Annotated in this window: 25 protein-coding genes, 1 tRNA gene and 2 riboswitches; of the genes, 5 read left to right on the forward strand and 21 right to left on the reverse strand. The window is 60.1% G+C overall.

The annotated features are described in order from the left end of the window. Positions 1-29: 29 nt before the first annotated feature. The 4 genes from AC2FLG_RS08375 to AC2FLG_RS08390 form a co-directional block, all read right to left on the reverse strand. Positions 30-1,400, reverse strand: a complete 1,371-nt coding sequence (locus AC2FLG_RS08375; RefSeq protein ID WP_271947985.1) for a tetratricopeptide repeat protein — start codon at positions 1,398-1,400, stop codon at positions 30-32. Between the two features lie 181 nt (positions 1,401-1,581). Next, positions 1,582-2,766, reverse strand: a complete 1,185-nt coding sequence (locus AC2FLG_RS08380) for a CaiB/BaiF CoA transferase family protein (RefSeq protein ID WP_142632866.1) — start codon at positions 2,764-2,766, stop codon at positions 1,582-1,584. Beyond that, positions 2,753-4,372 (reverse strand): thiamine pyrophosphate-binding protein, encoded by a 1,620-nt coding sequence (locus AC2FLG_RS08385; protein WP_496705813.1) that lies wholly within the window; start codon positions 4,370-4,372, stop codon positions 2,753-2,755. Before AC2FLG_RS08385 ends, AC2FLG_RS08380 begins: the two co-directional genes overlap by 14 nt. A gap of 77 nt (positions 4,373-4,449) precedes the next feature. Beyond that, positions 4,450-4,908: a DUF302 domain-containing protein gene (locus AC2FLG_RS08390; protein ID WP_271947979.1), complete on the reverse strand. Its 459-nt coding sequence runs from the start codon at positions 4,906-4,908 to the stop codon at positions 4,450-4,452. 68 nt (positions 4,909-4,976) lie between these two features. Between AC2FLG_RS08390 and AC2FLG_RS08395 the strand changes: the two genes are divergently transcribed. Continuing rightward, positions 4,977-5,390 (forward strand): DUF1636 family protein, encoded by a 414-nt coding sequence (locus AC2FLG_RS08395; RefSeq protein WP_496705815.1) that lies wholly within the window; start codon positions 4,977-4,979, stop codon positions 5,388-5,390. On the opposite strand, the gene AC2FLG_RS08400 is transcribed toward AC2FLG_RS08395, so the two are convergent. The 9 genes from AC2FLG_RS08400 to cbiE all read right to left on the reverse strand — a co-directional run bounded on the left by AC2FLG_RS08400 (position 5,387) and on the right by cbiE (position 12,236). Further along, positions 5,387-5,881, reverse strand: a complete 495-nt coding sequence (locus AC2FLG_RS08400) for a hypothetical protein (RefSeq protein ID WP_496692424.1) — start codon at positions 5,879-5,881, stop codon at positions 5,387-5,389. The two genes, AC2FLG_RS08395 and AC2FLG_RS08400, sit on opposite strands and share 4 nt — an antisense overlap. 66 nt (positions 5,882-5,947) lie before the next feature. Continuing rightward, on the reverse strand, positions 5,948-6,646 hold the full coding sequence (locus AC2FLG_RS08405) for a CbtA family protein (protein WP_496705817.1): 699 nt from the start codon (positions 6,644-6,646) through the stop codon (positions 5,948-5,950). Positions 6,647-6,650: 4 nt separating this feature from the next. After that, positions 6,651-6,821, reverse strand: coding sequence for a CbtB domain-containing protein (locus AC2FLG_RS08410; RefSeq protein WP_142632876.1), 171 nt, complete (start codon positions 6,819-6,821; stop codon positions 6,651-6,653). Between the two features lie 37 nt (positions 6,822-6,858). Beyond that, a riboswitch (cobalamin riboswitch) is annotated at positions 6,859-7,067 on the reverse strand. A gap of 43 nt (positions 7,068-7,110) precedes the next feature. Beyond that, a complete protein-coding gene (cobF, locus tag AC2FLG_RS08415) occupies positions 7,111-7,854 on the reverse strand; it encodes a precorrin-6A synthase (deacetylating) (RefSeq protein WP_281971820.1) in 744 nt (247 codons plus the stop codon). Next, positions 7,847-8,575, reverse strand: coding sequence for a uroporphyrinogen-III C-methyltransferase (gene cobA / locus AC2FLG_RS08420; RefSeq protein WP_496700609.1), 729 nt, complete (start codon positions 8,573-8,575; stop codon positions 7,847-7,849). The genes cobF and cobA overlap by 8 nt, the downstream gene beginning before the upstream one ends. Further along, entirely contained in the window at positions 8,572-9,894 is a 1,323-nt protein-coding gene (locus tag AC2FLG_RS08425; protein ID WP_496705819.1) for a cobyrinic acid a,c-diamide synthase CobB, read from the reverse strand. The genes cobA and AC2FLG_RS08425 overlap by 4 nt, the downstream gene beginning before the upstream one ends. Then, entirely contained in the window at positions 9,881-10,675 is a 795-nt protein-coding gene (gene cobM / locus AC2FLG_RS08430) for a precorrin-4 C(11)-methyltransferase (RefSeq protein WP_496705821.1), read from the reverse strand. Before cobM ends, AC2FLG_RS08425 begins: the two co-directional genes overlap by 14 nt. Further along, the gene (locus tag AC2FLG_RS08435; protein WP_496706087.1) at positions 10,672-11,040 is read right to left on the reverse strand and encodes a cobalamin biosynthesis protein; all 369 of its coding nucleotides are present in this window, start codon (positions 11,038-11,040) and stop codon (positions 10,672-10,674) included. Before AC2FLG_RS08435 ends, cobM begins: the two co-directional genes overlap by 4 nt. Further along, entirely contained in the window at positions 11,037-12,236 is a 1,200-nt protein-coding gene (gene cbiE / locus AC2FLG_RS08440) for a precorrin-6y C5,15-methyltransferase (decarboxylating) subunit CbiE (RefSeq protein ID WP_496705822.1), read from the reverse strand. Before cbiE ends, AC2FLG_RS08435 begins: the two co-directional genes overlap by 4 nt. On the opposite strand from cbiE, the gene AC2FLG_RS08445 reads away from it, so the two are divergent. After that, positions 12,235-12,984: a cobalt-precorrin-6A reductase gene (locus AC2FLG_RS08445; protein WP_496705824.1), complete on the forward strand. Its 750-nt coding sequence runs from the start codon at positions 12,235-12,237 to the stop codon at positions 12,982-12,984. The two genes, cbiE and AC2FLG_RS08445, sit on opposite strands and share 2 nt — an antisense overlap. Here the strand turns inward: AC2FLG_RS08445 and cobJ are convergent. The 8 genes from cobJ to AC2FLG_RS08485 form a co-directional block, all read right to left on the reverse strand. Beyond that, entirely contained in the window at positions 12,957-13,709 is a 753-nt protein-coding gene (gene cobJ / locus AC2FLG_RS08450; RefSeq protein WP_496705826.1) for a precorrin-3B C(17)-methyltransferase, read from the reverse strand. The genes AC2FLG_RS08445 and cobJ overlap by 28 nt on opposite strands. Then, complete coding sequence (locus AC2FLG_RS08455) at positions 13,706-14,434, reverse strand: precorrin-2 C(20)-methyltransferase (protein ID WP_496705828.1); 729 nt, start codon at positions 14,432-14,434, stop codon at positions 13,706-13,708. The genes cobJ and AC2FLG_RS08455 overlap by 4 nt, the downstream gene beginning before the upstream one ends. After that, positions 14,431-15,060: a precorrin-8X methylmutase gene (locus AC2FLG_RS08460; protein WP_496692415.1), complete on the reverse strand. Its 630-nt coding sequence runs from the start codon at positions 15,058-15,060 to the stop codon at positions 14,431-14,433. The genes AC2FLG_RS08455 and AC2FLG_RS08460 overlap by 4 nt, the downstream gene beginning before the upstream one ends. Then, entirely contained in the window at positions 15,060-16,187 is a 1,128-nt protein-coding gene (gene cobG / locus AC2FLG_RS08465; protein WP_496705830.1) for a precorrin-3B synthase, read from the reverse strand. Before cobG ends, AC2FLG_RS08460 begins: the two co-directional genes overlap by 1 nt. After that, positions 16,184-19,477, reverse strand: coding sequence for a cobaltochelatase subunit CobN (gene cobN, locus AC2FLG_RS08470; RefSeq protein WP_496705831.1), 3,294 nt, complete (start codon positions 19,475-19,477; stop codon positions 16,184-16,186). The genes cobG and cobN overlap by 4 nt, the downstream gene beginning before the upstream one ends. Before the next feature lie 3 nt (positions 19,478-19,480). Continuing rightward, positions 19,481-20,536 carry a cobalamin biosynthesis protein CobW gene (cobW, locus tag AC2FLG_RS08475; protein WP_496705833.1) on the reverse strand — a complete coding sequence of 352 codons (1,056 nt, stop codon included), beginning with the start codon at positions 20,534-20,536 and terminating at the stop codon, positions 19,481-19,483. After that, on the reverse strand, positions 20,533-20,913 hold the full coding sequence (locus AC2FLG_RS08480) for a DUF1636 family protein (protein ID WP_496705835.1): 381 nt from the start codon (positions 20,911-20,913) through the stop codon (positions 20,533-20,535). Before AC2FLG_RS08480 ends, cobW begins: the two co-directional genes overlap by 4 nt. Before the next feature lie 94 nt (positions 20,914-21,007). Beyond that, positions 21,008-21,214: riboswitch (cobalamin riboswitch) on the reverse strand. Between the two features lie 351 nt (positions 21,215-21,565). Further along, a tRNA-Cys gene (locus AC2FLG_RS08485) sits at positions 21,566-21,639 on the reverse strand. Positions 21,640-21,867: 228 nt separating this feature from the next. On the opposite strand from AC2FLG_RS08485, the gene AC2FLG_RS08490 reads away from it, so the two are divergent. From AC2FLG_RS08490 to AC2FLG_RS08500, 3 genes are all read left to right on the forward strand, one after another. Next, on the forward strand, positions 21,868-22,521 hold the full coding sequence (locus AC2FLG_RS08490) for a protein-L-isoaspartate O-methyltransferase family protein (protein WP_142635071.1): 654 nt from the start codon (positions 21,868-21,870) through the stop codon (positions 22,519-22,521). A gap of 95 nt (positions 22,522-22,616) precedes the next feature. Then, complete coding sequence (locus AC2FLG_RS08495) at positions 22,617-24,035, forward strand: TolC family outer membrane protein (RefSeq protein ID WP_496692410.1); 1,419 nt, start codon at positions 22,617-22,619, stop codon at positions 24,033-24,035. A 75-nt stretch (positions 24,036-24,110) separates the two neighbouring features. Beyond that, positions 24,111-24,827 (forward strand): hypothetical protein, encoded by a 717-nt coding sequence (locus AC2FLG_RS08500; protein ID WP_271947944.1) that lies wholly within the window; start codon positions 24,111-24,113, stop codon positions 24,825-24,827. Position 24,828: the final 1 nt, after the last annotated feature.

The following is a 24,828-nucleotide window of genomic DNA, read 5'->3' on the forward strand; positions in this document are numbered from 1 at the left end:
TTCTGTCCTTCTTCAGTCTTTTTGTTTTGTTATTCTGCCGGAACGCTTTGTGCGTCTTGGTTATCGCGGGCCGCATCGATCAATGCGCGGCGCGCCATAGCATAATTGTCCTCACCCCCGGCCCGCTTGGCACGGCGGTCGTCTAGAATGCGCTCGACAGCATCCAAACGGCCGGCACGCAGGCCGGAATCAATAGTGATGCGCTCGAATACATCACGTTGGGCGTGGCTACCACCGGCCAGTTGCATTCCGTCCCGTGCATTCGACAGGAAATCAAATGCTTCGCCGTAAAGGCCGTCGCCAAAAGCTTCAAGCCCTTTGGCTGCGGCAATACCGGGATCCGACATCCGGATCGGAGTGTCGCCCTGATTGCGCTGGGCATCTTTCTGGATGCGCTGCAGCATTTTGCCGGTCGCTTCGGTCCGGTTGTCGCCGGTCAGGGCCAGCAGATAGTGAAGATCGGCGAAGATCAGGCAGCCATCTTCGGTCCGGGCGGCGCTGAGGTCGGCCAGTTCCTCCCAGCGGTTTCCAACTTTGACACCCTCAAGCTCGAGCCGGGACAAAAGCGACGTGGCATTCGATATGTCTCGGTAATCGTCGGTTTTGTCCTGCCGGACATACTGGTCATACAGTTCCATAACCTGATCGACCTGGCCCAGGTCCAGATGCATCAGCGCCTTGTGCCACCAGACATGATAGCGAAAGTTGTTGCAATGCGCCCAGGCATCCTCGCGTCCGGCCAGCCAATCAAGACCTTGCTGCGCATTGCCGGTCATCTCGTGCACATGGGCCACTGCGTGCAGACCCCAGGCATCATCCGACACCATCCACAGTGCCTGACGTCCGGCGATTTCGGCTTTTTCATAGGCCCCGGTTTCCTCAAGCGCGAAGGAATGGCACCCCAGAAGATATCCGCGGCCGGCGTGGTCGGGTTCATAAGCAGGCAGGACACGTTCGATCGACCGTCGCATACCAGCGGCATCTCCCAAAACAAACCGTGTTGCATGGCTGAGTTTCATCGCCAGCGAGTCCTGTGGGTGGAGGCGCAGAATTTCTTCAAACTTCTGGATTGCATGTGAGGGCAGGTCGGACAGGTAAAGGGCCAACGCGTCGACATAAAGCCGCTCGCGCTCAGTTACCGGTTGGCGATCCATAGCGGTGTTGGCAGCATTCAACGCTTCCGCTGCAACTGGCATCATCTCGCGCCGACCCAGCAGGACCAGGAACAGACCTTTGATGGCGTGACCAAGCGCGAAATCGGGCTCAAGCTCTAGCACTTTGCCCAGATGCTGGGGTGTGACAGCTGAATGCGCCATGAAACCAAGCAGAACACCATTCCACGCCTCGACACTGGCCGAATGGCAAAGAGTGTTCATCTGTCCGAAAACATCTTGTTTCATGCGCGGGATCCAATCCATTTGCGATTTATTACTTTATTCGATTTAGCAGAGAGTCAGGCGGGGTCGTATCAGTATCGGCCCTGCTCTCGAATTGGTGAAAAGCTGTGTGTGGAAAACGTGAAAAAATCCGCCGATTCAACGGCATGTTTCAGCAATATGCCGCCTAGTAAGGCATTGTGTTTCAATCTTCAAATGGGTTCTTAGCGTTCAGGACTGCTGCAGTGTCCGCTCCGAACTGTGGCGGAGCCGTCCGGTAGGTAACCGGTGTCCGCGACAATTTCAGCGGGTTTCCGATCAGTTTTACCTCGGCCGGGGCAGCCTGCATCGCGATCTGCATTTGCCGCGCCGCGACCTGCTCGGTGTCAAAAACCTGATCCAGGGTCTGGACCGGCCCAACTGGTACTTTGCGTGCCTCAAGTTCTGCGATGACGGTTGTTGTGTCATATGACTGAACCGCAGGGCGCAATAGGGCGTTCAACGCATCCCGGTTTTCCAGCCGCGCCGGATTCGTCGCAAAGCGGACGTCATCCGCCAGATCAGGTTGGTCGATGAATTCGCAGAACCGGCGGAACTGACTGTCATTACCTACAGCAAGGATCACATGGCCATCGGCGGTTTCATAAACGTCATATGGAACAATATTTGGATGACCATTCCCACGGCGTTGTGGCACATTGCCGGATGTCAGATAATTCACGCCTTCATTGATCAGCCACGCAATCTGGGAATCGACCAGAGCCAGATCAATTTGCTGTCCCTCTCCGGTCTGGTCCCGGTGGCGCAATGCTGCCAGAATGCCAACGCAGGCATACATACCGCACATGACATCAGCGATACCAACTCCAACTTTCATCGGCGCCCCTTGGGGATCGCCGGTCAGAGACATGACACCGCCATAGCCCTGCGCCATCAGATCATATCCGGGCTTTGATGCGTTAGGCCCATCCTGCCCGTAGCCTGAGATCGAACAATAGACGAGGCTAGGGAATTCCTGCGAGAGCGATTTGTAATCCAGCCCGTATTTCGCAAGCCCGCCGGGTTTGAAATTCTCGATCAGGATGTCCGCAAACGAGGCCAGCCGCCGAATTTCCGCCTGACCTTCGGGTGTGGTGATGTCGATGGCGACCGATTTCTTGTTGCGGTTGGCTGACATGAAATAGGCACTAAGATCCGATGGAACCCCGTCGGCATCTGCGACATAGGGTGGGCCCCACTGGCGCGTGTCGTCCCCTTTAGTGGCAGGGTTTTCGATCTTGATAACGCTGGCACCCAAATCGCCCAGCAACTGTGTGCAGGTCGGTCCGGCCAGAATGCGGGACAGGTCCAGAACCTTGACGCCCTTCAGCGGCCCTTCAGATCCGGCCATCATATCCTCCGCGGTCAATCTCAGCAGCGATTACGGTGAACCTATCAGACTTGGTTGCCGCTTCCAGAGCATCCCTCAGTTCGGCGCGGGTGCGCACCGTGTGACCATTCCCACCGAAGGCCCGGCCCAAAGCTGCAAAGTCGTGGCGGTCGAAATCGACGCCTACGTTCCCCATTTGCCGCTGACGCTGTTTCAATTCTATCAGGGCAAGGCTGGCGTCAACGAACACCAGGAAAATCGGGTTACCCCCCATCTCGGCAACGGTCGACAGTTCTCCGGCGACCATCAGGAACCCGGCATCACCGGAAAAGCTGATGACCGGGCGCGTGGGTTCGGCCAGCTTCAGCCCGATGGCCATTGGCAGAGCGCAGCCCATGGTGCAGAGCGCCGAAGATTGGATCAGCCCGCGTTCTTCGGAACATCCCCACATCTGGCTGAGAAGGATGCGATGCGCGCCACTGTCAGCGGTGGCCAATGTCTCGGCAGGAAGAACCGCGCGGGTTTCCGCAATTACCGCGGCGGGACCCCATACGTCATCAGTAGGGAAGGCTCGCGCCAGGGCGGCCCGAACCTGTTCGGGTTCGCCGCCGGGCCAGGTGGCGCGGGCAGGGTTGCCCTTTGCAATGGCCTCGAGGGTCGCGCCGGTATCAGCCACCAGGTTCAACCCGGCCTGATGCATGTAGTGATCGTTCGGAACCGCCGAAATGTCGATGACGCGCTTTTCTTCGGGGTCCCAAATCTCGCGCCAGCCTGGGCGCATTTCGATCGGGTCATAGCCCAGACACAACACCAGATCGGCCTGTTCAACCAGCGGCACCAGATGGGTGTCAGCCAGCGGCGACAGGCCCGCGCCGCCAAGGCACAGTGGATGATCCTCGGGAACCACGCCCTTGGCCTTGTAGGTTGTCACAAAAGGAATGCCAAAATGTTCAAGGAACGCCTGCACCACATTGCGCGAGTCGTCATATAGAACATCCAGGCCGATAATCGCGATGGGCCGTTCGGCCTGTGCCACCCAGCGGCGGGCTTTTTCAACGCAATCCCCCTCGGGCGCGACGGCGGCAGGTTTGACAAGACGGCGGCGTTTGACATCGGTCACAGGCGCATCCGCAACCGAAATCGGCACGTCGATATGCACCGGCCCTGGACGCGGTTGATTGGCCAGCGACACCGCTTTGTCTGCGATAATATCCGCGCCTTTGGCGGTCAGCATGAACGTCCCTTTGGTGATCGAGCGATAGACCCGTGCGTGATCCATGACCTGATGGGTGTATGTCAGCGCCTCATCTGCGTCGACACAGCCGGTCAGCACGATCATTGGCACCCGGTCCTGCAACGCATTGGCGACCACATTGATCCCGTTCATCGCGCCTGGGCCGAGTGTGGCCACCAGAATGGCTGGGGCGCCGTCGCGGTGATGCACCGCCTCGGCCATAAAGCCGGCCGCGTTCTCGTGTTTGGTCAGGTGAAAGGTTATCCCCGCCTTTTCCAACGCATCCACTAGGGTCAGCACCTCGCCACCTGGCATGCCAAAAGCGTGGCGGCAGCCAGCCTCATAAAGCCGTTGGGCCAGAATGTCCGCAGCGCGGGGCGACGAGTCCTGCATCAGTATAGCTCCGAAAACTGTTTCAACGCAGATTGCGGAGGACAGACCCGGACGCAAGGCGCATCACGCCAGTGTGACTATTTGACAGCGGCTTCGGCCACGATCTGAAAGGTGTCATCCAATTCCTGGGCAATGTCCCTCAGGGGGTCTCCGCCCTCATAGATATAGGGCGCGAATACAAAGCTGGGCGTTTTATAGGACAGGGTGGCGGTGCCGTCCTCGTTTTCGGTCACGTAAAACCGGATTGGTGCTTCGATCATTGCGCGCACCGAGGTTTCCAGCACGCGCACCGCATAGTCATTGTTGAAGGCGCCGATCACCAGATTGCCTGGGATTGTAATTCCCCGCGCGGCGGCGGCTTTGGTGGGGCCGGCCTGCGTGACCACGATCAGACCGTTTGCCTTAACCGCCGATTTGGTGTCCGAGACTAATTCATCATAGCTTTTGCCCGTTGGATACACGGCCCATCCCGAGAGCGGTTCGTCGGCCCAGGCGGGCAGGGCCAGCAGGGCGAAGACGGTCCAAAGCAGTTTCATCCAGAGGCTTCCTTTTAAGGTGTCTGCAGGAATCCTGCCAGAAATGTGAGAACGTCGCACTCACAATCTTGTGTGCATTCGGGATTGCGCCGCGCCGCTTAAAGCCGCAGAAACGGGCGCAGGACGAAGGGAAAGGTCTGGATCGGATGCGCCTGATGATCTGCAAAACCTGTGGCACCGCACGCGATCGGGCGGCCGAGGTGCAGGCTGTGAAGGACGCACTGAAAAGGGCTGGATTGACGGATCAGGTCGAATTGAGCGAACACGCCTGTTTCAGCAGCTGCGCGGAACCCACGGCGCTGGCTATACAGGCGCTGGGGCGCGCATCTTATGTGTTTTCGGGTGTCGATGTGGTGGCGGATGCTGCGGATATCGCTGAAACTTGCCGTACTTACCTGAACAGCCCGCAGGGCTGGATCGAAGACGCCCGACCCTGCGGGCGGCTTCGGATGTGTTTGCGTGCGCGTATTCCGGCGCTTTAGTCAACCTGAACCGTAACCGCAGCACGAACCGGCACGTTATCGACCGAAAGCGGGCTATGGCTGTTGGAATTCAGCGAAACCGAAACCTCGACCTCACCTTTGGGCAACTGATCAATGTGCATCCAACTGCCGTAAAGCCGGGCGAGCTTTTCTCCGTTGATGTAAACATGCGCGTGCCCTTCGCCTGCCATGTCTGCGGTCGATGCGTTCTGCGGTGCGAAGGTAAAGTTTTTTGGCATAACATGCAGGTTCCAGCCAGACATAGGATCCTGTGTCAGAGCGATGTCCAGTGTAGGTGCATCTGTGCCTGCCGGTAGGTTCAAGGCCGTGGAATGATCGTGGGCCATGGTCTCAGTGGGTGAGGCTCCGTGAAGAGACGGATCAGAATGGTCGTGGCCATCAAATGTGACGCCGTTTGCAGCAGCAATTACAAATCCTGTACCGCCGCCAAAGACCAGACCGATCACGAATAGAGCAAGTGAACGGGTCATTGTATTTCCTTGAAAACATAGGGAAACGCGCCAAGTTTACACCCGGCGCGTTCAATCGAAGTGCGATCAGGCCGTTGCTTCGGAAGGTTGCGCTTCTTTCTGCCAGAAATAGCCAGCGAACGCGCCAACCAGAACCCATGCAACCAGACCGATTCCAAAAGCTCGTGCCGCGAACAACGCGCCAATTTCAGTCGGCACAGGGCCGGTGAAAACATCGGGCTCGGGTGCACCTATAAGATGTGGCACCAACAGAAGTACTGCGGCGATCACATAGCTGATCAGGTTACCTCCAAAGGCGATCAACCACATGGCGACAAGGGCTGCTGCAACCGTTGCGAACCACCAGACCTGACGTGCATAGACATCGGCTGCCGCGACACCCGGCACTTCGGGCGCCAGGGTGAAACCTGGTGCAAGGTGGAAGGCGATAAATCCGGCCAAACCCCAAAGGACGCCGGTCCGGCCATCAATCTGATGCCCTTGACCTTCGGCTACCGACATCAGCGCAACCATCACCAGCGAATAGCCGGTATAGGTCAGCATGGTAAAGATGACACTCAGCGCATCACGCGTCAGTTCAGAGAACATGCGCGGCAGCTCGGGATGAGCCGATACGGTCTCGGCCCCGAAATGCACCAGCTCTCCGGATTCATAAAGCTCGGCATGCAACAATACTGGTTGCACAAATACCAACTGCAGCAAGGCGGCAATCAGCCCCGCTGCAGCACCAGCGAACAACGCGCTGGTCAATATACGACTGAACACGGTCTTAGTGGCAGGGGAAGCCGGTCGCGTGACGCACGTCATGCGCTGCATCATGCAGGGCCGCTGCCTGAACGTGACCGGTCAGCGTAATGAGGCCCAGACCCAGAACCACTGCAAACATGACCGGAACAAAGCCTGTACGCGCGGCGGATGCTGTTTTCGTTTGTGTTGCCATTTTGTATTCTCCTCTGCCGCCGCACCCGACGGCCGGTGTTTCGTTTTTGCGCCTGGCAGGTCTCCTGGCTTGCGGGTCGATGCCTCTGTTCGCCTTCCCCCCGGAGAACCGGGAGTGGCTGGTTGAACAGGGGCTCTCCGCTTACAGTCGCGGGGGCGGCTTTGGAGTTGACCACCGAGGCAGTCGCACCAAATTCCCTCTTAGCATCCGGATTTCTCCGGCAGGACCAGACACCCCCATTTAGCCGCTATAGCTGTGGCGGTGCAATCATCATTTGCGACGTATTGTGTCAGATTATGCGCTTTTTCAGCAAATAAATATCCATGATCCAACCATGGTCGGCACGGGCATGGGCGCGGCGGTCCAGAATCTGCTGGGCAACCTCGGCCAAAGGGCCTTTGATCAGGATTTCCTCTTTCATGCCGACATATGCGCCCCACCAAATGTCCAAGTCTTCCATGTCCAGGTTTTGGAATGAACATTCACCATCCAGCATCACCGCCACGTTTTCTGCGGTTTCCGGCCATCCTTCGTCCCGGATGCGACGACCAGTTGTGACGATATAGGGCGCGCCCAGTTCGTTGATCGGAATCGCATGGGCCGCCGTCAGCGCTTGCAGCGCTGTGATGCCGGGAATCACGCGTGTTTCTGGCTGAGGGGTCAAACGTGCCGCGATTCGCAGCGAACTGTCATACAGCGACGGATCCCCCCAGATCAGCAGCGCCACATGACGGGCCTTCGGGTGGGCTGCGATGGCCTCCTGCCAGCGCAATGCAATCGCGTCGTGCCATTCGTCCACTCCGCGTAAATAGCCATCATCGGCACGGCGTTTGGGAATGTCGAAATACGCGATTTGCGGAGGAGTATCCGCGACCTGAGCGATGATCTGCTCGCGCAGCCCTGCCAGATCGGCCTTGTTTTCGCCCTTGCGGGGGATCAGGATCAGGTCCGCCGAACGGATCGCCTGCGCCCCTTGAAATGTCACATGATCCGGGTTGCCGGTGCCAATACCGATCAGCGTCAGGTCAATCATTTTCGAACTCTGCCAGAGGTCCATACAGGATCAGGGCCGGGGCGGTGCCGATCTCGGTTTCCAACTGCTGCGACAAGGCACCGATGGTCGAGCGTTGCAGCTTTTGTTCGGGGGTCGAGACGGATTCGGCCATCAATGCAGGCGTGTCCAGCGGTAGGCCGTGCGAATGCAGGGCGCCAACCAAAAGGGGAAAGGTGCGCTTGCCCATAAATACGACGGTCGTAGCCTGTGGATCAGCCAGTGCTGCCAGGTTCAGATCTTCGGGCAGTTTGCCACTGACATCGTGGCCGGTGACGAATTGCACGCGCCGCGCGGTCAGTCGCCGGGTCAGCGGAATGCCTGCCGCTGCCGCCGCCGCTACCGCCGAGGGGATGCCGGGGATGATTTCATAGTCGATCCCGGCCTCTTGCAGGGCCACCAGTTCTTCTTCAAGCCGGCCGAACATGCCGCCATCACCGGATTTCAACCGCACAACATGCTGACCGGTTTGTGCATATTCGACCAACAAGCGGCTGACGTGATCCTGCTTGGGCGAGGGGCGCCCGGCGCGTTTGCCGACACCAACCAGGTCAGCATCCTCGCGGGCATGGCTCAGGATCGGGCCGCTGCTGAGGTCGTCAAACAGCACCGCATCAGCTTTCTGCAACCTGTCTACCGCCTTCAGCGTCAGCAATTCCGGGTCGCCGGGGCCTGAACCGATGAAGGACACAAAACCACTCATGCCGAGGCCTCGGCGATCAGATGAAAGAATGTCCCAGTGACATTGCCTCGCACCGATCCGGTTTGCGGGCCTTCCGCGCCTTCGGCGTCGAACACGCGTGCCAGCGGCGCGTCAGGCTGTTCGATGATCGAGGAATAGTGGAACTCATGCCCGCGTAGCGCTGTGCCTTCGGCAAATCCGGCCATCGAGGCCAGTAATTCTGCCTTGCGATAACCCAGGTTGAACTTGCGCTTTTCATAGGAGGTCACAAGGCCCAGAAGGCCCGCCATTTCGTGCTGGACTCCGTCTTTGTCGATCAACGCCTGACCCAGCGCCATGTAGCCCCCGCATTCGCCGTGCACAGGTCTTGTCTCGGCATGTTTGCGCAGCCCAGTCTGGAAGGTGTTGGCGGCGGCCAATGTGCCTGCGTGCAACTCGGGATACCCACCCGGCAGCCAGACCAGATCGGCATCCGGGGCAGGGGCTTCATTCGCCAGTGGTGAAAACGGTAGGATTTCTGCACCCGCCGCGCGCCAGCCTTCCAGCAAATGCGGATAGGTGAACGAAAACGCAGCATCCCGGGCCAGTGCGATCCGCTGCGCCGGAGGGCGCGGCAGCACGGCTGACGATGGCCTATTTGGGCTTGAGGAAGCCGCCCGCTTGATCGCCTCCAGATCGACATGTTCACGCAGGAACGCAGCATAGCCGACAATGGCGCTTTCCAGATCGGGATGTTCCACCGCCTGGATCAAACCTAAGTGCCGCTCGGGAAGTGTCAGGTCTCCGCGTCGTGGCAGAACGCCCAGAACCGGCAGGCCTGCACGTTCCATACCCAACCGGGTCAGACGCTCGTGACGCGGGCTGGCGCAGCGGTTCAAAATTACCCCGGCAAAGGGCAGGTCGGGGTTGTACATCCGAAACCCCAGCGCCGTGGCTGCAGCTGATTGCGCCTGACCGCCGACATCCAGAACCAACACCACAGGCCAGCCCATACGCTGCGCAGTTTCCGCGCTAGATCCATGTCCAATCTCACCGGGTTTGGCGACACCGTCGAACAGACCCATCGATCCTTCGGCTACGACGATATCCGCGCCGTCAGCCTGTGCCGATATTGCGTTCAGCAGAGGATCGCCCATCGCCCAGCTGTCCAGATTGAACGAGGCGCGCCCAGCCGCCGCCCGGTGAAAGGCCGGGTCGATATAGTCAGGGCCGCTTTTGAATGGTTGGACGGTCAGGCCATCCTCGGCCAGCGCACGCAGCAGGCCCAGCATCACGGTGGTCTTGCCAGTCCCCGAAGACGGTGCCGAAATCAGAATACCCGGAGGGTTAGTCATCACCATGGCTCCAGGTTGACCAAGGGCTGTCCGCGCTTTGCGGGCGATACCGGCGGTCGTAATCCTTAGAATACAGGCAGCTTTCGTCAAACCCTTCACCAGCCAGTGCTGGACCCACCATGATCAGCGCTGTGCGCGAGATGCTCTCGTCCAGCGCGTCTTTCAGCGTCGCCAGCGTCGCACGGATGATCTGTTCGTCGGGCCAGCTGGCACGATAGACCACGGCCACCGGGCATTCGGCGCCATAGGCCGGGGTCAGATCGGCGATCACAGTGTCTAGATTGCCGATCGACAGGTGGATGGCCAGCGTCGCCCCGGTACGGGCAAAATTCGCCAACGTCTCGCCCTCGGGCATCGACGATGCGCGTCCCGGTGTCCGGGTCAGGACCACTGATTGCGCAAGTCCGGGCAGGGTCAGTTCCGTGCCCAGTGATGCGGCCGCAGCGGCAAAAGACGGCACGCCGGGGGTCACGCTGACCGGGATGCCCAATTCCTTGAGGCGGCGGATTTGTTCGCCCATCGCCGACCAGACCGACAGGTCGCCGGAATGCAGTCGCGCAACATCCAGACCGGCCTGATGTGCGGTCTCGATCTCGGCCATGATTTGATCCAGATCCATCGCCGCCGTGTTCACGATCTTGGCGTCGTCGGGGCAATGGTCCAGAATTTCCTCTGGCACCAGCGAACCCGCATATAGGCAGACCGGGCAAGCGGCGATGATATCGCGCCCCCGTAAGGTCAGCAGGTCGGCGGCACCCGGTCCGGCGCCAATGAAATGAACGGTCATGTCTGTCCTCCGATGGCGATGGCGCAGGTGGCCAGCCGGTCGCCTGAAATCTGTCTGGGTGAGATCAGCCGCGCACCAGGTCCGGCGGCGGCAAGGGCGGATGCTTCGGCCACGCTGCCGGTGCCATATGTGGCGCGGCTGCGGGTCGAGCAGGTGAGGGTGCGCTGCCCGGCCAGATCGGCGGGGGCAATGAAATGCAATGGCAGGGCAATGGCCGAGGCGAAATCTGTCAGCGCGGCGTGGCCTTCCTTGTCGGCAACCGTGGCCAGCGCGTCCACAGATTGGCCGATACTGGCCCGATCATAGGCGGCGCGCAGGCTGTTCACCGTGGCGGTCGAGGAAAATCCGATGCCTGCGACGATCATAGCGTGACGCTCCATTGCACCACCGGATAGGCCGATTTCCAACCGCGCCGCGGCCCCAGGGCTGAAGCCTGTGCCAGTTCGATCCGTAGCAGCTCACCGCCCAGCATATTCTGCCATTGCACCAGCAAAGCTTCGCTCTCCAGTGTCACAGCATTGGCCACAAGCCGCGTTCCAGATGGCAGAGCCGCTTGCAGCCATTGCAACAGATCCCCGCTTAGCCCGCCACCTATGAACACCACATCGGGCAGGGGCAGGCCGTCAAGCGCATCCGGGGCGCTGCCGTGCACCACCTGCAGCCGGTCTTGACCCAGCGCGTCGGCATTTCGGCGAATGCGCTCGGCGCGGTCTTCGCGGGGTTCGATCGTTGTGGCGCTGAGCGTTGGATCACACATCAGCCATTCGATGCTGATTGACCCGGTGCCGCCGCCAATGTCCCACAGATGCTCGTCCCGCTGCGGGGCCAGCGCCGAAAGGGTCAGCGCACGGATAGGGCGTTTGGTGATCTGGCCGTCGGTCTCAAAAATCTCATCCGGTTTGCCAGAGGCGCGCGGAAAGGCCTGCCCGCCGCCAGCAACCTCGAGCCCGACGCAGACCGGGTGATCGAACCCACCCAACAGCGCCTCAGTCAGCGAGACACTGCGCGCCCGTTCGCGCGGGCCACCCAGGGCCTCCATCACATGTAGGTGTGTGTCGGCAAAGCCAGTGTCAGTCAGATAGGTGGCAAGTTCCGTCACGGCCTTACCATCGCGCAGCAGCAGAATCGCGCGCAGGCCGAGGGCCAGATGCGGGCGCAGCCGGGTCAGTGGGGCCGCGTGCAGACCAAATGTCTGCGTGCTTTCCAGCGGCCAGCCCAACCGCGCAGCGGCCAGCGAAAACGTCGATTGGCCGGGTAGGGCGGTCCATTCCCCGGCCTCGAAATTCCGCGCGATCACGGATCCGGCGCCGAACCAGAACGGATCGCCCGAGGCCAGAACCACGGTTGATCGCCCGCGAAAACCGGTCAGGATCGGCAGACCATCGGCAAAGGGCACAGGCCATTCCACCTGCTGGGCTCCGAAATCGGGAACCAAGGACAGGTGTCGCGGTGGCCCCATGATGATTTCAGCGCGTTCCAGCACTTGACGGCTTGCGGGGGGCAAGCCATCCAGTCCATCTTCGCCCAAACCCAAAACGGTCAGCCACGGAGCTTCAGACATGTCCAACCTCCTGATATTGGGCGGCACGACCGAGGCCAACGCGCTGGCAAAAGCCATCGCGGATCTGGGTATTCCCGCGACCTATTCCTATGCCGGGCGTGTCGACAATCCGCGCCCGCAACTTCTGCCGGTACGTGTTGGCGGGTTCGGTGGGGCCGAAGGGCTGGTGAAATATATCCATGACCACGGCATAAGCCACGTGATCGACGCGACCCACCCTTTTGCCGCCGGGATGAGCTGTAACGCGATTGAGGCCTGCCATGCGGCGCAGATTCCACTTGTTGCGCTGACACGGCCCGAATGGGCACCGCAGCCCGGTGACACCTGGCTGCGCGTCCCGGATATCGCCGCAGCGGTGGCCGCTTTGTCCGGTAATCCGCAGCGCGTGTTTCTTGCGGTCGGGCGCATGCATCTCGAAGATTTCGTCAGCCAGCCCCAGCACCAGTATCTGTTGCGGCTGGTGGATGAACCCGATGTCCTGCCCTTGCCGAATTGCGAGGTTGTCGTGGCGCGCGGACCCTTTGCCGAGGCTGATGACCGGGCGTTGATGCAGCGCCACGGCACGCAGCTGGTGGTATCCAAGAACGCGGGCGGCGCCGGCGCGCGCGCCAAGCTGGACGCCGCGCGGGCTCTGGACATACCGGTGTTGATGATCGACCGTCCAGCCCTGCCGCAGCGGCTGGAACTGTCGAGCGTTCCGCAGGTTCTGGACTGGCTGGCTCATTCGGGTGTGAACCTCGGCGTATAGACGATGGGATCACCGTCGCGTTCTATAACGCGGGTTAAGGATGAGCCGACGATCACCACGGTCTGCATATCGGCCATATCAGGCGTGGCCTCGATCAATGTCGAAATCCGGATTGCCTCATCCGCCCGGCTGACAGCGCGGGCGAACAGGATCAGCCGCTCGGGTTCACATTCTTCGCGCAGGATTTCCAGCGTTTTGACAAAGCCTTCGGGGCGAGATTTCGAGCGGGGGTTGTAAAACGCCATCGCGAAATCCGCTTGTGCCGCCAGTCGCAGGCGCTTCTCAATCAGAGGCCAAGGTTTGAGGTTGTCACTCAGGTTGATGGTGCAGAAATCATGCCCCAGCGGGGCACCTGCACGTGCTGAGGCCGCAAGCATCGCGGTGATCCCGGGCAGCACCTCAACCGGTAGGTCACGCCATTCACGGGGGCCGTTTTCCAGCGCTTCGAACACCGCTGCTGCCATGGCAAATACACCCGGATCGCCCGAGGATACGACCACTACGCGCTTCCCTTCGGCCGCCATTTGCAACGCATGCTGCGAACGGTCGATCTCAACCCGGTTGTCGCTGGCATGCAGCGTCAGGCCGGGGCGTTCGGCGATGCGCGCGACGTAAGGAATGTAGCCGACGACATCCGTCGCCTCAGCCAGCGCAGCGGTCACTTCGGGCGTCACCAAAGCCTCGTTTCCTGGCCCGAGTCCTGCGATCTTGACCCAACCGCTCATGGCCGCCGCCCTTGTCCGTGAACGATGATGATCGAGAAATACGGAGTGATCCCCTCGCAATTTTCCGACAATTTGCACACGCGTTGATTGGGCATCTGAGCGTATTCCACGATCCAAGCACGGTCATACAAACCGGCCGTCTTCAAGGCCCGCTTCACTTTGTCGATATTGCGCCCGATCTTCATCACTACCAGCGCGTCGGTTTGCGCCATCCGATGTGCAAGATCATCCTCGGGCAATGTGCCTACCAGCACGGTCAGAACATCATCGCCCCATGTGATCGGATCGCCAGTTGCGGTCCATGCGCCGGACATTCCGGTGATCGCAGGCACGACTTCTACTTCAGCTCCGCTGCGTAGGCGATTGTAAAGATGCATGAATGATCCATAGAAAAACGGATCTCCCTCACACAGGACCACCACGTCTTCGCCCTGATCCGACAGTGTCTTCAGATGCGCGGCACAATCTTCATAAAACGCCGAGAGCAGCTCATTGTACCGCGGATCACTCAATGGAATTTCTGTGGTCACGGGGTATTCCATCGGGAATTCCACCGCGCCTTCTGGGATCATGCCATTGACGATCTTGCGGGCCTGACCACTGCGACCCGGTTTTCGGAAAAAGGCCACGTGACGTGCTGTGCGCAGTAGGCGGTCGGCCCGGACGCTCATAAGGTCCGGATCGCCGGGGCCGATGCCCACGCCGTATATCTTGCCCGCGTTCATTCGGCGCGGCTCGCGATGGCGTTGATGGCTGCGACTGTGATGGCACTGCCGCCGAGGCGGCCCTTGACGATGCAGGACGGCACGGGCTGCGCCTCCCACAGAGCGTCTTTAGATTCGACCGCACCGACAAAGCCCACCGGGCAGCCGATGATGGCCGCAGGGCGCGGGCAGTCGGGGTCTTCCAGCATGTTCAGCAGGTGGAACAGGGCGGTGGGCGCATTACCGATGGCCACCACGGCACCTTGCAGATGCGGGCGCCACAACTCCAGCGCAGCGGCGGACCGGGTGTTGCTCATCTCGGCAGCCAGCGGACGCACACGTTCGTCGTGCAGGGTGCAGACCACCTCGTTATCGGCGGGCAGGCGGAACCGGGTCACACCCTCGCTGACCATGCGGGCGTCGCACAGGATCGGTGCGCCGTCTTCCAACGCGGCACGGGCCGAGGTCACAAAACCGGTTGAGAAATGCACGAACTCTTCCAACCCCACCATACCTGCCGCGTGGATCATCCGAACGGCGACCTGTTCCTCATCGGCGTCGAACCGTGCCAGATCGGCCTCGGACCGGATGGTGGCAAAGCTTTGTTTGTAGATCGCCGCGCCGTCGGTTTCGTATTCATAGGGCATCAGGAGAAGTCCATGGTCATAAGTGTTTCGGGGCTTAACCCGCGCAGGTTTGGCTCATCTCCCGCGCGGCCTTGTTTGACAAGATCAAATCGACCATCGTGGCCGACCAGGGTGACATCAGCTGGTCCCATGCGCGCGCATCCTTTAGCACAGCCCGAGACATGCAAGTGGCCGGGAATACGCGAGGTCAGCGCGCGGGCGATATCGCGGGTCTCCACCTGCGCCTGCGGGCAGAGCGGGGCGCCGGGGCAGGCGTCAGTGGTCATCAGCGGGTCGGTGCCATCGGTGACGAACGCTGGGGCGGGTATCGCCGCCCCGCCTTCCATCAGGAACAGCCGCCAAGGGGTGACCCGCAGCGCAGAGGCACCGCAGGTCTCAATCAGCCCCGCAAGCCCGCGCGCTGGCAACTGACCGAACGCGGCTCCGTAAAACGCACCCAGCTCCACGATGCCCGGTTCAGGCAGAGCGCCAACATCACCCGGTGCGCTGCCTTGGCATTCTGACGGCAAATCCTGTGACGCAACCAAGCGGGCCATGCGCCGGGCCTCGGGAGTTTGGTGATCCGCGAACCATTCGGCCAGCGCGATCAGGTGGTCGATGGCGATTTTTTCGGTCACGCGACGCCCTGTTTCGGCGCCATCAGCGCGTAGGATCAGCCCGTCGGGGCCTGTCTCCAGCCGGATATCCGCCGAATCCCCGACCAACAGGCGATTTGGTCCGGTGTCGATGGCAAACCCAAACTTGGCTGGTAGCGACGGCAATTCACCCAACCGGTCGATCAGTTCCTGCGTCAGTCGTGCGGTAAGATCGCCGGATTGGTAGAGCGGCGTCACCAGAATATTGCGCCGCACCTCGATACCCGGTTCCGCATCCAAAAGGTTCAGCGCAGCGAGTTCTTCTAGCAAAGGTTGGTGATCGGCCTCGGCCACACCGCGCAGTTGCAGATTGGCGCGGTTGGTCAGGTCAATTGTGCCATTGCCAAACCGGTCGGCAAGTTCGCACAGGCCTAACATCTGCGCAGCCTCAAGGCGCGCCAGCCGCGGCCGAACCCGCACGACCAACCCGTCCCCCGACATCATCGGGCGATGGGCGCCGGGGCACCAGCCCTGAACGATCGGTGCACTCATCCCAACCCCTCCAGATCGGCTCGGATCGAGTTTCGGCGCGTGTTCCACAGGCCAGCCTCGAGCAGCGCACGGAACCGATCCTGCATGGCCTGATGCGCCTGTGGGTTGTTCTCTTGCAGAAAGGCATCAACCTCGGCGTTACCCAGTGTGGCATCGTGGTAGATGTCAAACAGATGCGGTGCTACGGTTCCCGACAGATGGGCAAAGCTTGCCATATGATCCAGCGTTGCCGCGATCTCGGCGGCACCGCGAAATCCGTGCCGTTGCATTCCTGCGATCCAGTTAGGATTAGCCGCGCGCGCGTGGACAACGCGGCTGATTTCCTCAGACAGGGTTCGGGCACGGGGGGTGTCTGGGTTGGTATTGTCTAGATGGTACAGCTGCGCAGTACCGCCAGTGGCTTTCTTGGCGGCGGCAAAACCGGCCTCATGCGTGGCATAGTCATTGGCCAACAGCAGATCGGTTTCGGTCAGGTCCTGAAGGTGAACAAAGCTATCGGCGTGGGCAACGCGTTGGGTTATACCATCGACATCCCGTGCAATTTGCTCGCCCTCAAGCGCAAAGGAACTGGCGTCCAGCCAAGCCTGACCGGCCTGTGCCCGCGCTTCGTCCGTATAGATTTCGGATAGCTGCGTCATGTTCAGGCCATAGCTGCCGGGGGCGGGGCCATAGACACGGGCGGCCGGTGCCTGCCCGGCATATGGGTTCCAGTCTGCTGCCTCGTCCCGTTCACACAATGCTCGCACTGCCTGGCCATACAGCGCAGAAAGCGTCGGGAATACATCGCGGAACAGGCCCGAGACACGCAAGGTCACGTCTAGCCGTGGACGGCTGAGATCAGTGATTGGCAGCACCTCGATACCGGAAACCCGCTCCGACCCCTTGTCCCAAACCGGTTTCACACCCAGCAGGTGAAGCGCCATGGCGAATTCTTCACCCGCAGTGCGCATCGTGGCCGAGCCCCAGAGGTCGACAATCAGCCCCTTGGGGTAATCGCCTTCTTCCTGCAGATGCCGCCGCACTAGTTCCTCGGCCAGTTTGACACCTTGGGTATAGGCCGCGCGTGTTGGAACCGAACGCGGATCGGTGGTGTAAAGATTTCGCCCTGTCGGCAGCACGTCCGAGCGCCCGCGATAGGGTGAGCCAGACGGGCCAGCCTCGATCCGTTTCCCGGCCAGTGCGTCCAAAAGTGATTGACGTTCCGCATGCGCCGAAGGCGTGGCATCAAAATTGCCGGTCACTTCGGGGACGCGGCCAAAGACGTGCAAGCCGTCGCCGAACTGGCTTTCTTTGATGTCGCAGACAAATCGGTCGATACGGGTGATCGCTTCGGCGGTACAGGTTGCCTGATTCAGACCCAGATCGCTTTCCAGACCAATGGCCTGCGCCTCATCCCGTATGTCTTCTTGTAGTCGGTCGCGGCGTTTGGGGTCCAGCCCGTCGGCGTTCGAGAATTCGTCCAGCAGGGATTCCAGCCGCACCATACGGTCCGGTGTGTCGCTTGTGCGCATCGGGGGCGGGATATGGCCCAGTGTAACCGCGCCGATCCGGCGCTTGGCCTGTGCGGCCTCGCCGGGGTCATTCACGATAAAGGGGTAGATCACCGGCAGATCGCTGACCAACGCCTCGGGCCAGCAATTTGCCGACAGAGCAACGGATTTACCAGGCAACCACTCCAGCGTGCCATGCGCGCCGATATGGATCAGCGCATCCGCGCCATGCCCCTTACGCAGCCAGAGATAGAAGGCAACATAGCTGTGGCGCGGGGTGCGCGAAAGATCGTGATAGTCGTCATCGCGCAGCTCGGGCGTGCCGCGTTCCGGTTGCAGCGCGATCAGTGTCTTGCCCCGGTTCAAGGCGGTAAAGTGGAACGCACCATCGGCAAAAACCGGGTCGTCCTCAGGCTTGCCCCAGATGGATTGCAGATCCGTTTGCAACTCTTCCGGCAAGTCTGCCAGCGCGGTCTGATAGGCCGCGAGCGGCCAAGACAGTCGCGCATCCAGAAGCGTCTCGGCAATCGGCGCGCCAGGTGCGGTGTCATAGCCTTCGGCCTGCAGATCAGACAGCATCGCCTCGGCCGAGGCCAGCGCATCCAGGCCAACCGCATGGGCCATCTGCCAGTCCTTGCCGGGATAAGTCGACAGCACCAACGCTGGGACCTGATCTGGCTTGGGTTTGTCGCTTAGGCGCAGCCAGCCGTCCACCCGATCAATGATCGCCTCAACCCGTTCCGGCTCGGGGCGGTGGGCAAAACGGGAATATTCCAGATACGGGTCGCGCTTGCCCGGTTCCTTGAACGAAGCGATGCCCGCCGAAATGCGGCCATCCACCTCGGGCAGGACCACATGCATTGCGAGGTCGGCGGGGGACAGCCCGCGTTCCGCATCGACCCAAGCCTTGCGGCGTGCGGTGGACAAGGCGACCTGAAATACCGGCACATTGGCGGCGTCCAGCGGGGACGTTCCCGAGGCGCCTTTGCCCGAAAAGGAGGTGGCGTTGATGATTGCCGAGGGGGCCAGCACCACGGCCTGTTCGCGCAGCCAGTCAGCGGCGGTAGGGGCTTTGAGCGACGGCGCAAATAGGCCAACAGCCTGAAACCCACGCGCACGCAGACGGTGGATCAGGGCCGCGACCGGGGCAGTGTCTGCCGAGGTCAGATAGGCGCGATAGAAGGTCACGAGGATGCGCTTGGTATCACCGGCGAATGCGGTATCCGCCGGGATCACACCGCGATCCGGGCACCATACGCCACATTCCGGGATCGTCTTGGCCCCCATCACCGGGCCAGAATAAAGCCCCGCGGCCAGTGCCATTTGCGCCAGTGCCGCCTGCGCTGCGACCTCACCGCCTGTGTCGCAAAGATGCGCCAGCCGCCGCAGGGTTGAAACGGGCAGGGTAGAATAGTCATCCAGCCGCGTATCTTCACGCCCATCCGCAGGCAGCACAGCAACGGCGATGCCCTTTCCGTGGGCCAGTGCCAGAACCTGCTGCAAGCCATAGGACCAGTAGGGCACGCCACCGATCAGGCGGATCAGGATGCCTTTGGCGCCCTCCAGCGTCTGCTCGACATAGGTGTCGACAGAAAGCGGGTGCTTCAGCGCCGTTAGATTGGCCAGCCGCAGGGTCGGCATCCGACCTTCGGGTCCACCCCCCCGATGCCAGCCTGCCGCGAAAGCGCCAAGGTCACTGTCGGAAAAGGACAGCACCACCAGATCCGCCGGGCTCTGGCCCAGATCGGTTGGGGTCTCCGTTTCCTCTAACCCGTGGCTTTCGCGGAAGACGACGTGCATGGCTTACTCGGCAGCCTCGGTTACACCCACGAGGATATCGCGGATTTCGGCCTCTTTGATGTCGTCATGTTCGGCGATGACCACCAGACGCGAGCGGCGGTCTTCACCTGGCTCCCACGGGCGGTCGTACTGATGACGCACACGGGCCCCGACAGCCTGCACCAAAAGGCGCATGGGTTTGCCGGCAACAGCGGCATAGCCTTTTACCCGCAGGATGTTCAGTTCATTCGCCAGACGTTCGATATTGGCGACCAACTGGGCCGGATCGGTCTGTTCCGGCAGTTCAACAATGATGCTTTCGAAATCATCATGCTCGTGATCGTGGTGGCCATCATGATGGCTGGGACGTGCATCCATGTCATCTTCGGCAGCGGCTTCAAGCCCCAGCACAACACGGACATCCACGGCGCCTTCGGCCACTTCGACCACAGGCAGCGGACGCGGAGCCTCAGCGGCGATGATTTCCTTGGCCTTGGCAACACCCTCGGGACCCGCCAAATCAGGCTTGGTCAGCAGAATGATATCAGCGCAAGAGATCTGGTCCTCGAACACCTCAGACAGAGGTGTTTCGTGGTCAATCGAGTCATCGGCTAGGCGCTGGGCATCTACTGCCGCGACATTCGGAGCAAAGCGACCGGCGGCTACAGCCTCGGCATCGGCCAGAGCAATTACGCCATCCACGGTGATTTTTGAGCGAATATCGGGCCAGTCGAACGCTTTCAGCAGCGGCTTGGGCAGGGCCAAGCCAGAGGTTTCGATCAGAATGTGATCGGGGCGCGGCTCTAGCGCCATCAGCGCCTCAATCGTCGGGATGAAATCATCTGCCACGGTGCAGCAGATGCATCCATTGGCCAATTCCATGATGTTTTCCGCCGGGCAATCGGGGATCGCACAGGATTTAAGGATATCGCCGTCCACGCCCACATCGCCAAACTCGTTGACCACAATGGCCAGGCGTTTGCCCTGCGGGTTTTGCATCAGGTGACGCACCAGCGTGGTCTTGCCCGAGCCCAGAAAGCCGGTGATCACAGTGACGGGGAGTTTTTCGAGGTTGCTCATTTCAGGGCTCCAATCGGGGGAATGCGGGCCGCACAGTTTTTGCGGAAATGTTCAGGACGTTCGCGCCATTTAACGAGGCCATCTTGGGTCGCGAGATATTTGGTCGCGCCTTCAACAATGGTCTCGACATGATCGGTTTCATCGAGATGCTCATAGACAAAGGTCCAACGTTTGGGTCCGCCACGCAGCACAATCGAGCAGCCCTGATCGCAATTTGAAAGGCATTCTACTGCCTTCAAAGTGACGCCATCAGGAAGTTCTGCCTGCTCCAATGCCTTGTGCAGCAACGCCCCAGGACGATCTGCATCATTCTCGACGGGCAGGCCGCGGCGGCAGGTCGTGCACACCAGCAGTTCAACAGGTGTGGTCTCGGTCATGTCTCTCATCCCCCCAAATCCTCTTCGCGGGGGACGGGGTTTCATGCGGGCCACGTATTGCGACATGGGCCCGACACCGGATCACCCCGTCCGGTTTCAACTTCGGATGTTGGCAGGTCTCCCGGCTTGCGGATGTCAGAGGCTGGCCTCTGGCAGATGTCCCGCCTTCCCGGCCTGTCTGGCCAGTGGCTTTGGGCACCCTCTCCGGTCACGGTCGCGGGGGCGGCTGCGTTTGACGGATGACCGCTGACGCATTCCCTTTTCATCTGCATATGCAGACACCAACGGATGGGACATGCGGCACGGGCAGGGGGCTTGTCAAGCGCGGCCGACGCACGGAAATCATCGAGAATGGAAAAGCGACCTGCCAATGCCTGTCAGCGGCATGTTTGGTCAGCCACACGTAAAATGACCGCAGGCGAATTTGGGCTTTGCGCCTCGAAGATATCCAGACGAAAGGATTCGCGGGCCCATTACTTCAAAGGTCATATCGCGTGGAATCGATAGAGCGGTCAAATTTACTGGCCGAGCCAGTGAGTTCACCGCCGTCTGATCAATCCGGTGCCAAGCTTCACTCAGCAGAGCACTGATGTAGCGAGACGGCATGTCGCAGGCTCGAAAAACCGAATGCGAAGCAACTGTTTGAAAGTATTGGAGGCGAGTACCGGAATCGAACCGGTGTACACGGATTTGCAATCCGCTGCGTCACCACTCCGCCAACTCGCCTTTTCAAGTAATATCAAATACTTGCCGTGGTGTGACAGGCGTTTTAGCAGCTTTAATCCGGGGCGTCCAGTGGGTTCGGTCTAAATTTGACGAACTGAAAATTGGATCACCCAATCGGATCACTCTAAAATCTTCACGACAGACGAAAGTTTCCGCTTGCGGGCCGTTGCTGGTTTGCCCGGGATGTGGCACAAGCCCAGCAACCTTGGGAAATGAATGAGCGATCCAATGACAGATTTCGCAGCCCGCCGCCGCACCATGGTCGATACGCAGGTCCGGCCTTCGGACGTTACCAAGTTCCCGATCATTGATGCCATGCTGTCCGTCAAGCGCGAGAATTTTGTGCCAGACGCGCAACGCGAAGCCGCCTATGTTGAGGGTTTGATAGAACTTGAGGCCGGACGCTGCATTCTGGAACCGAGAACACTGGCCAAGATGCTGGATGTGCTGAACATTACCAATGATGAGGTTGTTCTGGATATTGCTCCGGCGCTGGGATATTCGACGGCTGTTGCAGCCCGTATGGCGCAGTTGGTCGTAGCGGTGGAAGCGGATGAAGCGCTAGCTGCCGAAGCGCAAACTCTGCTGATGGAGGCTGACGCGGATAATGTGGTCGTTCACGTGGGGCCGCTTGATGAGGGCGCTGCCGAGCATGGGCCTTATGACGTGGTCATGATCCAAGGCGGCGTAGAAGAGGTTCCGTCTGCATTGATTGACCAGCTTAAGGATCATGGGCGTATCGCCTGCCTGTTCATGGAAGGTGATCTTGGGACCGTCCGTATAGGCCACAAATCAGGCGATCGCGTTACCTGGCGCCAGGCATTCAACGCCAGTGCACCTGTTCTGAAGGCTTTCTCGGCCGAGAGTGCATTTTCGCTATAGTCGGCGGGCAGATTTATCTGCTGCCTTGATTAGTTCAACACAAAGACGCAAACTGCCCTGAGGGCTGCGTTATTTTGATTTGAGAGGATTTCGCCATGCGTTTTGCAGCAGGAGGCAAGCTGGTCAGGACTCTGGCAGTGACTGCGGGTATTGCTCTGGGCACGTTGCCCGGTAAGGCGGTTTGGGCCGATAACCTGACCGATGCGTTCATCGGAGCTTATAATACCAGCGGTTTGCTGGAACAGAACCGGGCGCTGCTGCGGGCTGCGGACGAGGATGTGGCGATCGCGCTGTCGGCTTTGCGCCCTATTATCAACTGGACCGTCGCGGTTAGCCAAGATTATACGCGCAGCAGAAACAGTGGTGTTACGAACAGTGTTGATCCTTCGAACTTCTTCTCGGGCCTGACGCTGAGCCAGCTTTTATACGATGGCGGAGCCTCGATTCTGGGCAAGCAATCAGCGCAGGAAACGGTGCTGTCGACCCGGCAGGCGCTGATCGATATCGAACAGCAGGTCCTGTTCCGCGCGGCGACCGCTTACCTGAGTGTTCTGCTGCAGGAAGAGACCGTATCGATTCGTCAAAACAACGTTGAACTGTCCGCAGAAGAGCTTCGCGCCTCGCAGGATCGTTTCGAAGTTGGGGAAGTTACCCGCACAGACGTCGCATTGTCTCAGGCTCAGCTTGCAAGCTCGCAGGCCGATCTGGCGAATGCGCGCGGCGATCTGAGCACTGCTCAGGCGGAATATGTGAACGCAGTTGGCAAACTGCCGGGCCGTACTGCTGGTCAGCCCAGCCTGCCAAACTTGCCCCGGTCCCAGAGCGAGGCCGTCAGCCTGGCCCAACGCAATCACCCATCCATTCTGTCCGCCCAGCATCAGGTGCGCGCCCTTGATCTGGTCGTGCAGCAGCAGCGCGCGGGCCTGGGTCCGAATGTCAGCCTGAACGCTGATGCGGGCGTCACCGAGAGCTATGATGACGACGATTATGTGAATGATGCGAGTATCTCGCTGAACTTCAGCCAGCCGATCTATGCGGGTGGTCGACTCGCGGCAAGCGTGCGCCGCGCAATGGCCTCGCGGGATGGGTCACGTGCCAATCTGCTGAATGTGCAAAAGAACATTACGCAGGGCGTGTCTGATGCCTATGTTCGGTTTCAAACTGCAAGCGCAAGCCTGAGGGCCTCTTCGGAACGTGTGCGCGCCTCGGAAGTTGCGTTTGATGGCATCCGCGAAGAGGCAACTTTGGGTGCGCGGACCACTCTGGACGTGCTGGCTGCTCAGCAGGATTTGCTGGACGCGCAGCTTGCCGAAATTGCTTCCAGAACCGAGCGATCTCTGGCGGCTTATCAGTTGCTGCAGGCCCAAGGTTTGCTCACGGCCGAGCGTTTGGGTCTGGCGGTTCAGATTTACGATCCGACCCTTTACTATAATCTGGTGAAGAAAGCCCCCGCGCAGGTCAGCAAGCAGAGCAAAGATCTGGATCGGGTCCTGAAAGCACTGCGTCGGGACTAAACACCCAATACTGCCTGTTGTGAGGTCTGCATTGTTTGGCTACACTCGGACCTGAGGTTAGAGCGGTAGAAAACAATGACAGACAATGTCGTGAACTCCGGGATCGAAGACGTACTGTCATCGGTCAAGCGGCTGGTCAGCGAAGAAGGTCGAAAAGTTCCCGATCTGGTGCGTTCCAAGTCAGAGCGAAAGCCAGGGCGGCTTGTTCTGACTGATGCGCTCAGGGTTGGCGAGCAAACAGGTGTCGAGACGCAGCCTTTCAAGCTGGATGCTGAGTACAGCGCTGAAAAATCGGTGAAACCGATGCTTTTGCGCGCCTGCGATGTTGTTGCGGGTGATGAAGCGGAGTCGGCTACAGAGCATTCACCTGATCCAGTTGCGGAAGAGGGCATAGCCAAAAGTCTAAGTGCCAAAATTGAGGCGCTGGAAGCCGCGATCGCCAGGACCGAAGATCAGTGGGAGCCCGACGGTGACAGCGTAGATGCCTATTCAGGAACGCCAAATCAACCGTTGGAATGGCAACCCCAAGACGAAGCCCCAGATGCAGAGACTGAGACTGTTGAAAAGGCAGTGTTTGTACGGGACCCAGAGGTATCGGCTGCTGCGGATACAACAGGTTCAGAAGCAGATGCTGCCATGTCCCGGCTTGATGACGATGGCTTGCGCTCTTTGATTGCGCAGGTTGTTCGTGAAGAACTGCAGGGCGTACTGGGTGAACGCATTACGCGGAACGTTCGAAAAATGGTTCGCCGCGAAATCTACCGTGCGTTGGCCGAGCAAAAAGCCGAGTAAA

Source organism: Ruegeria sp. CDSA193 (assembly GCF_059611885.1).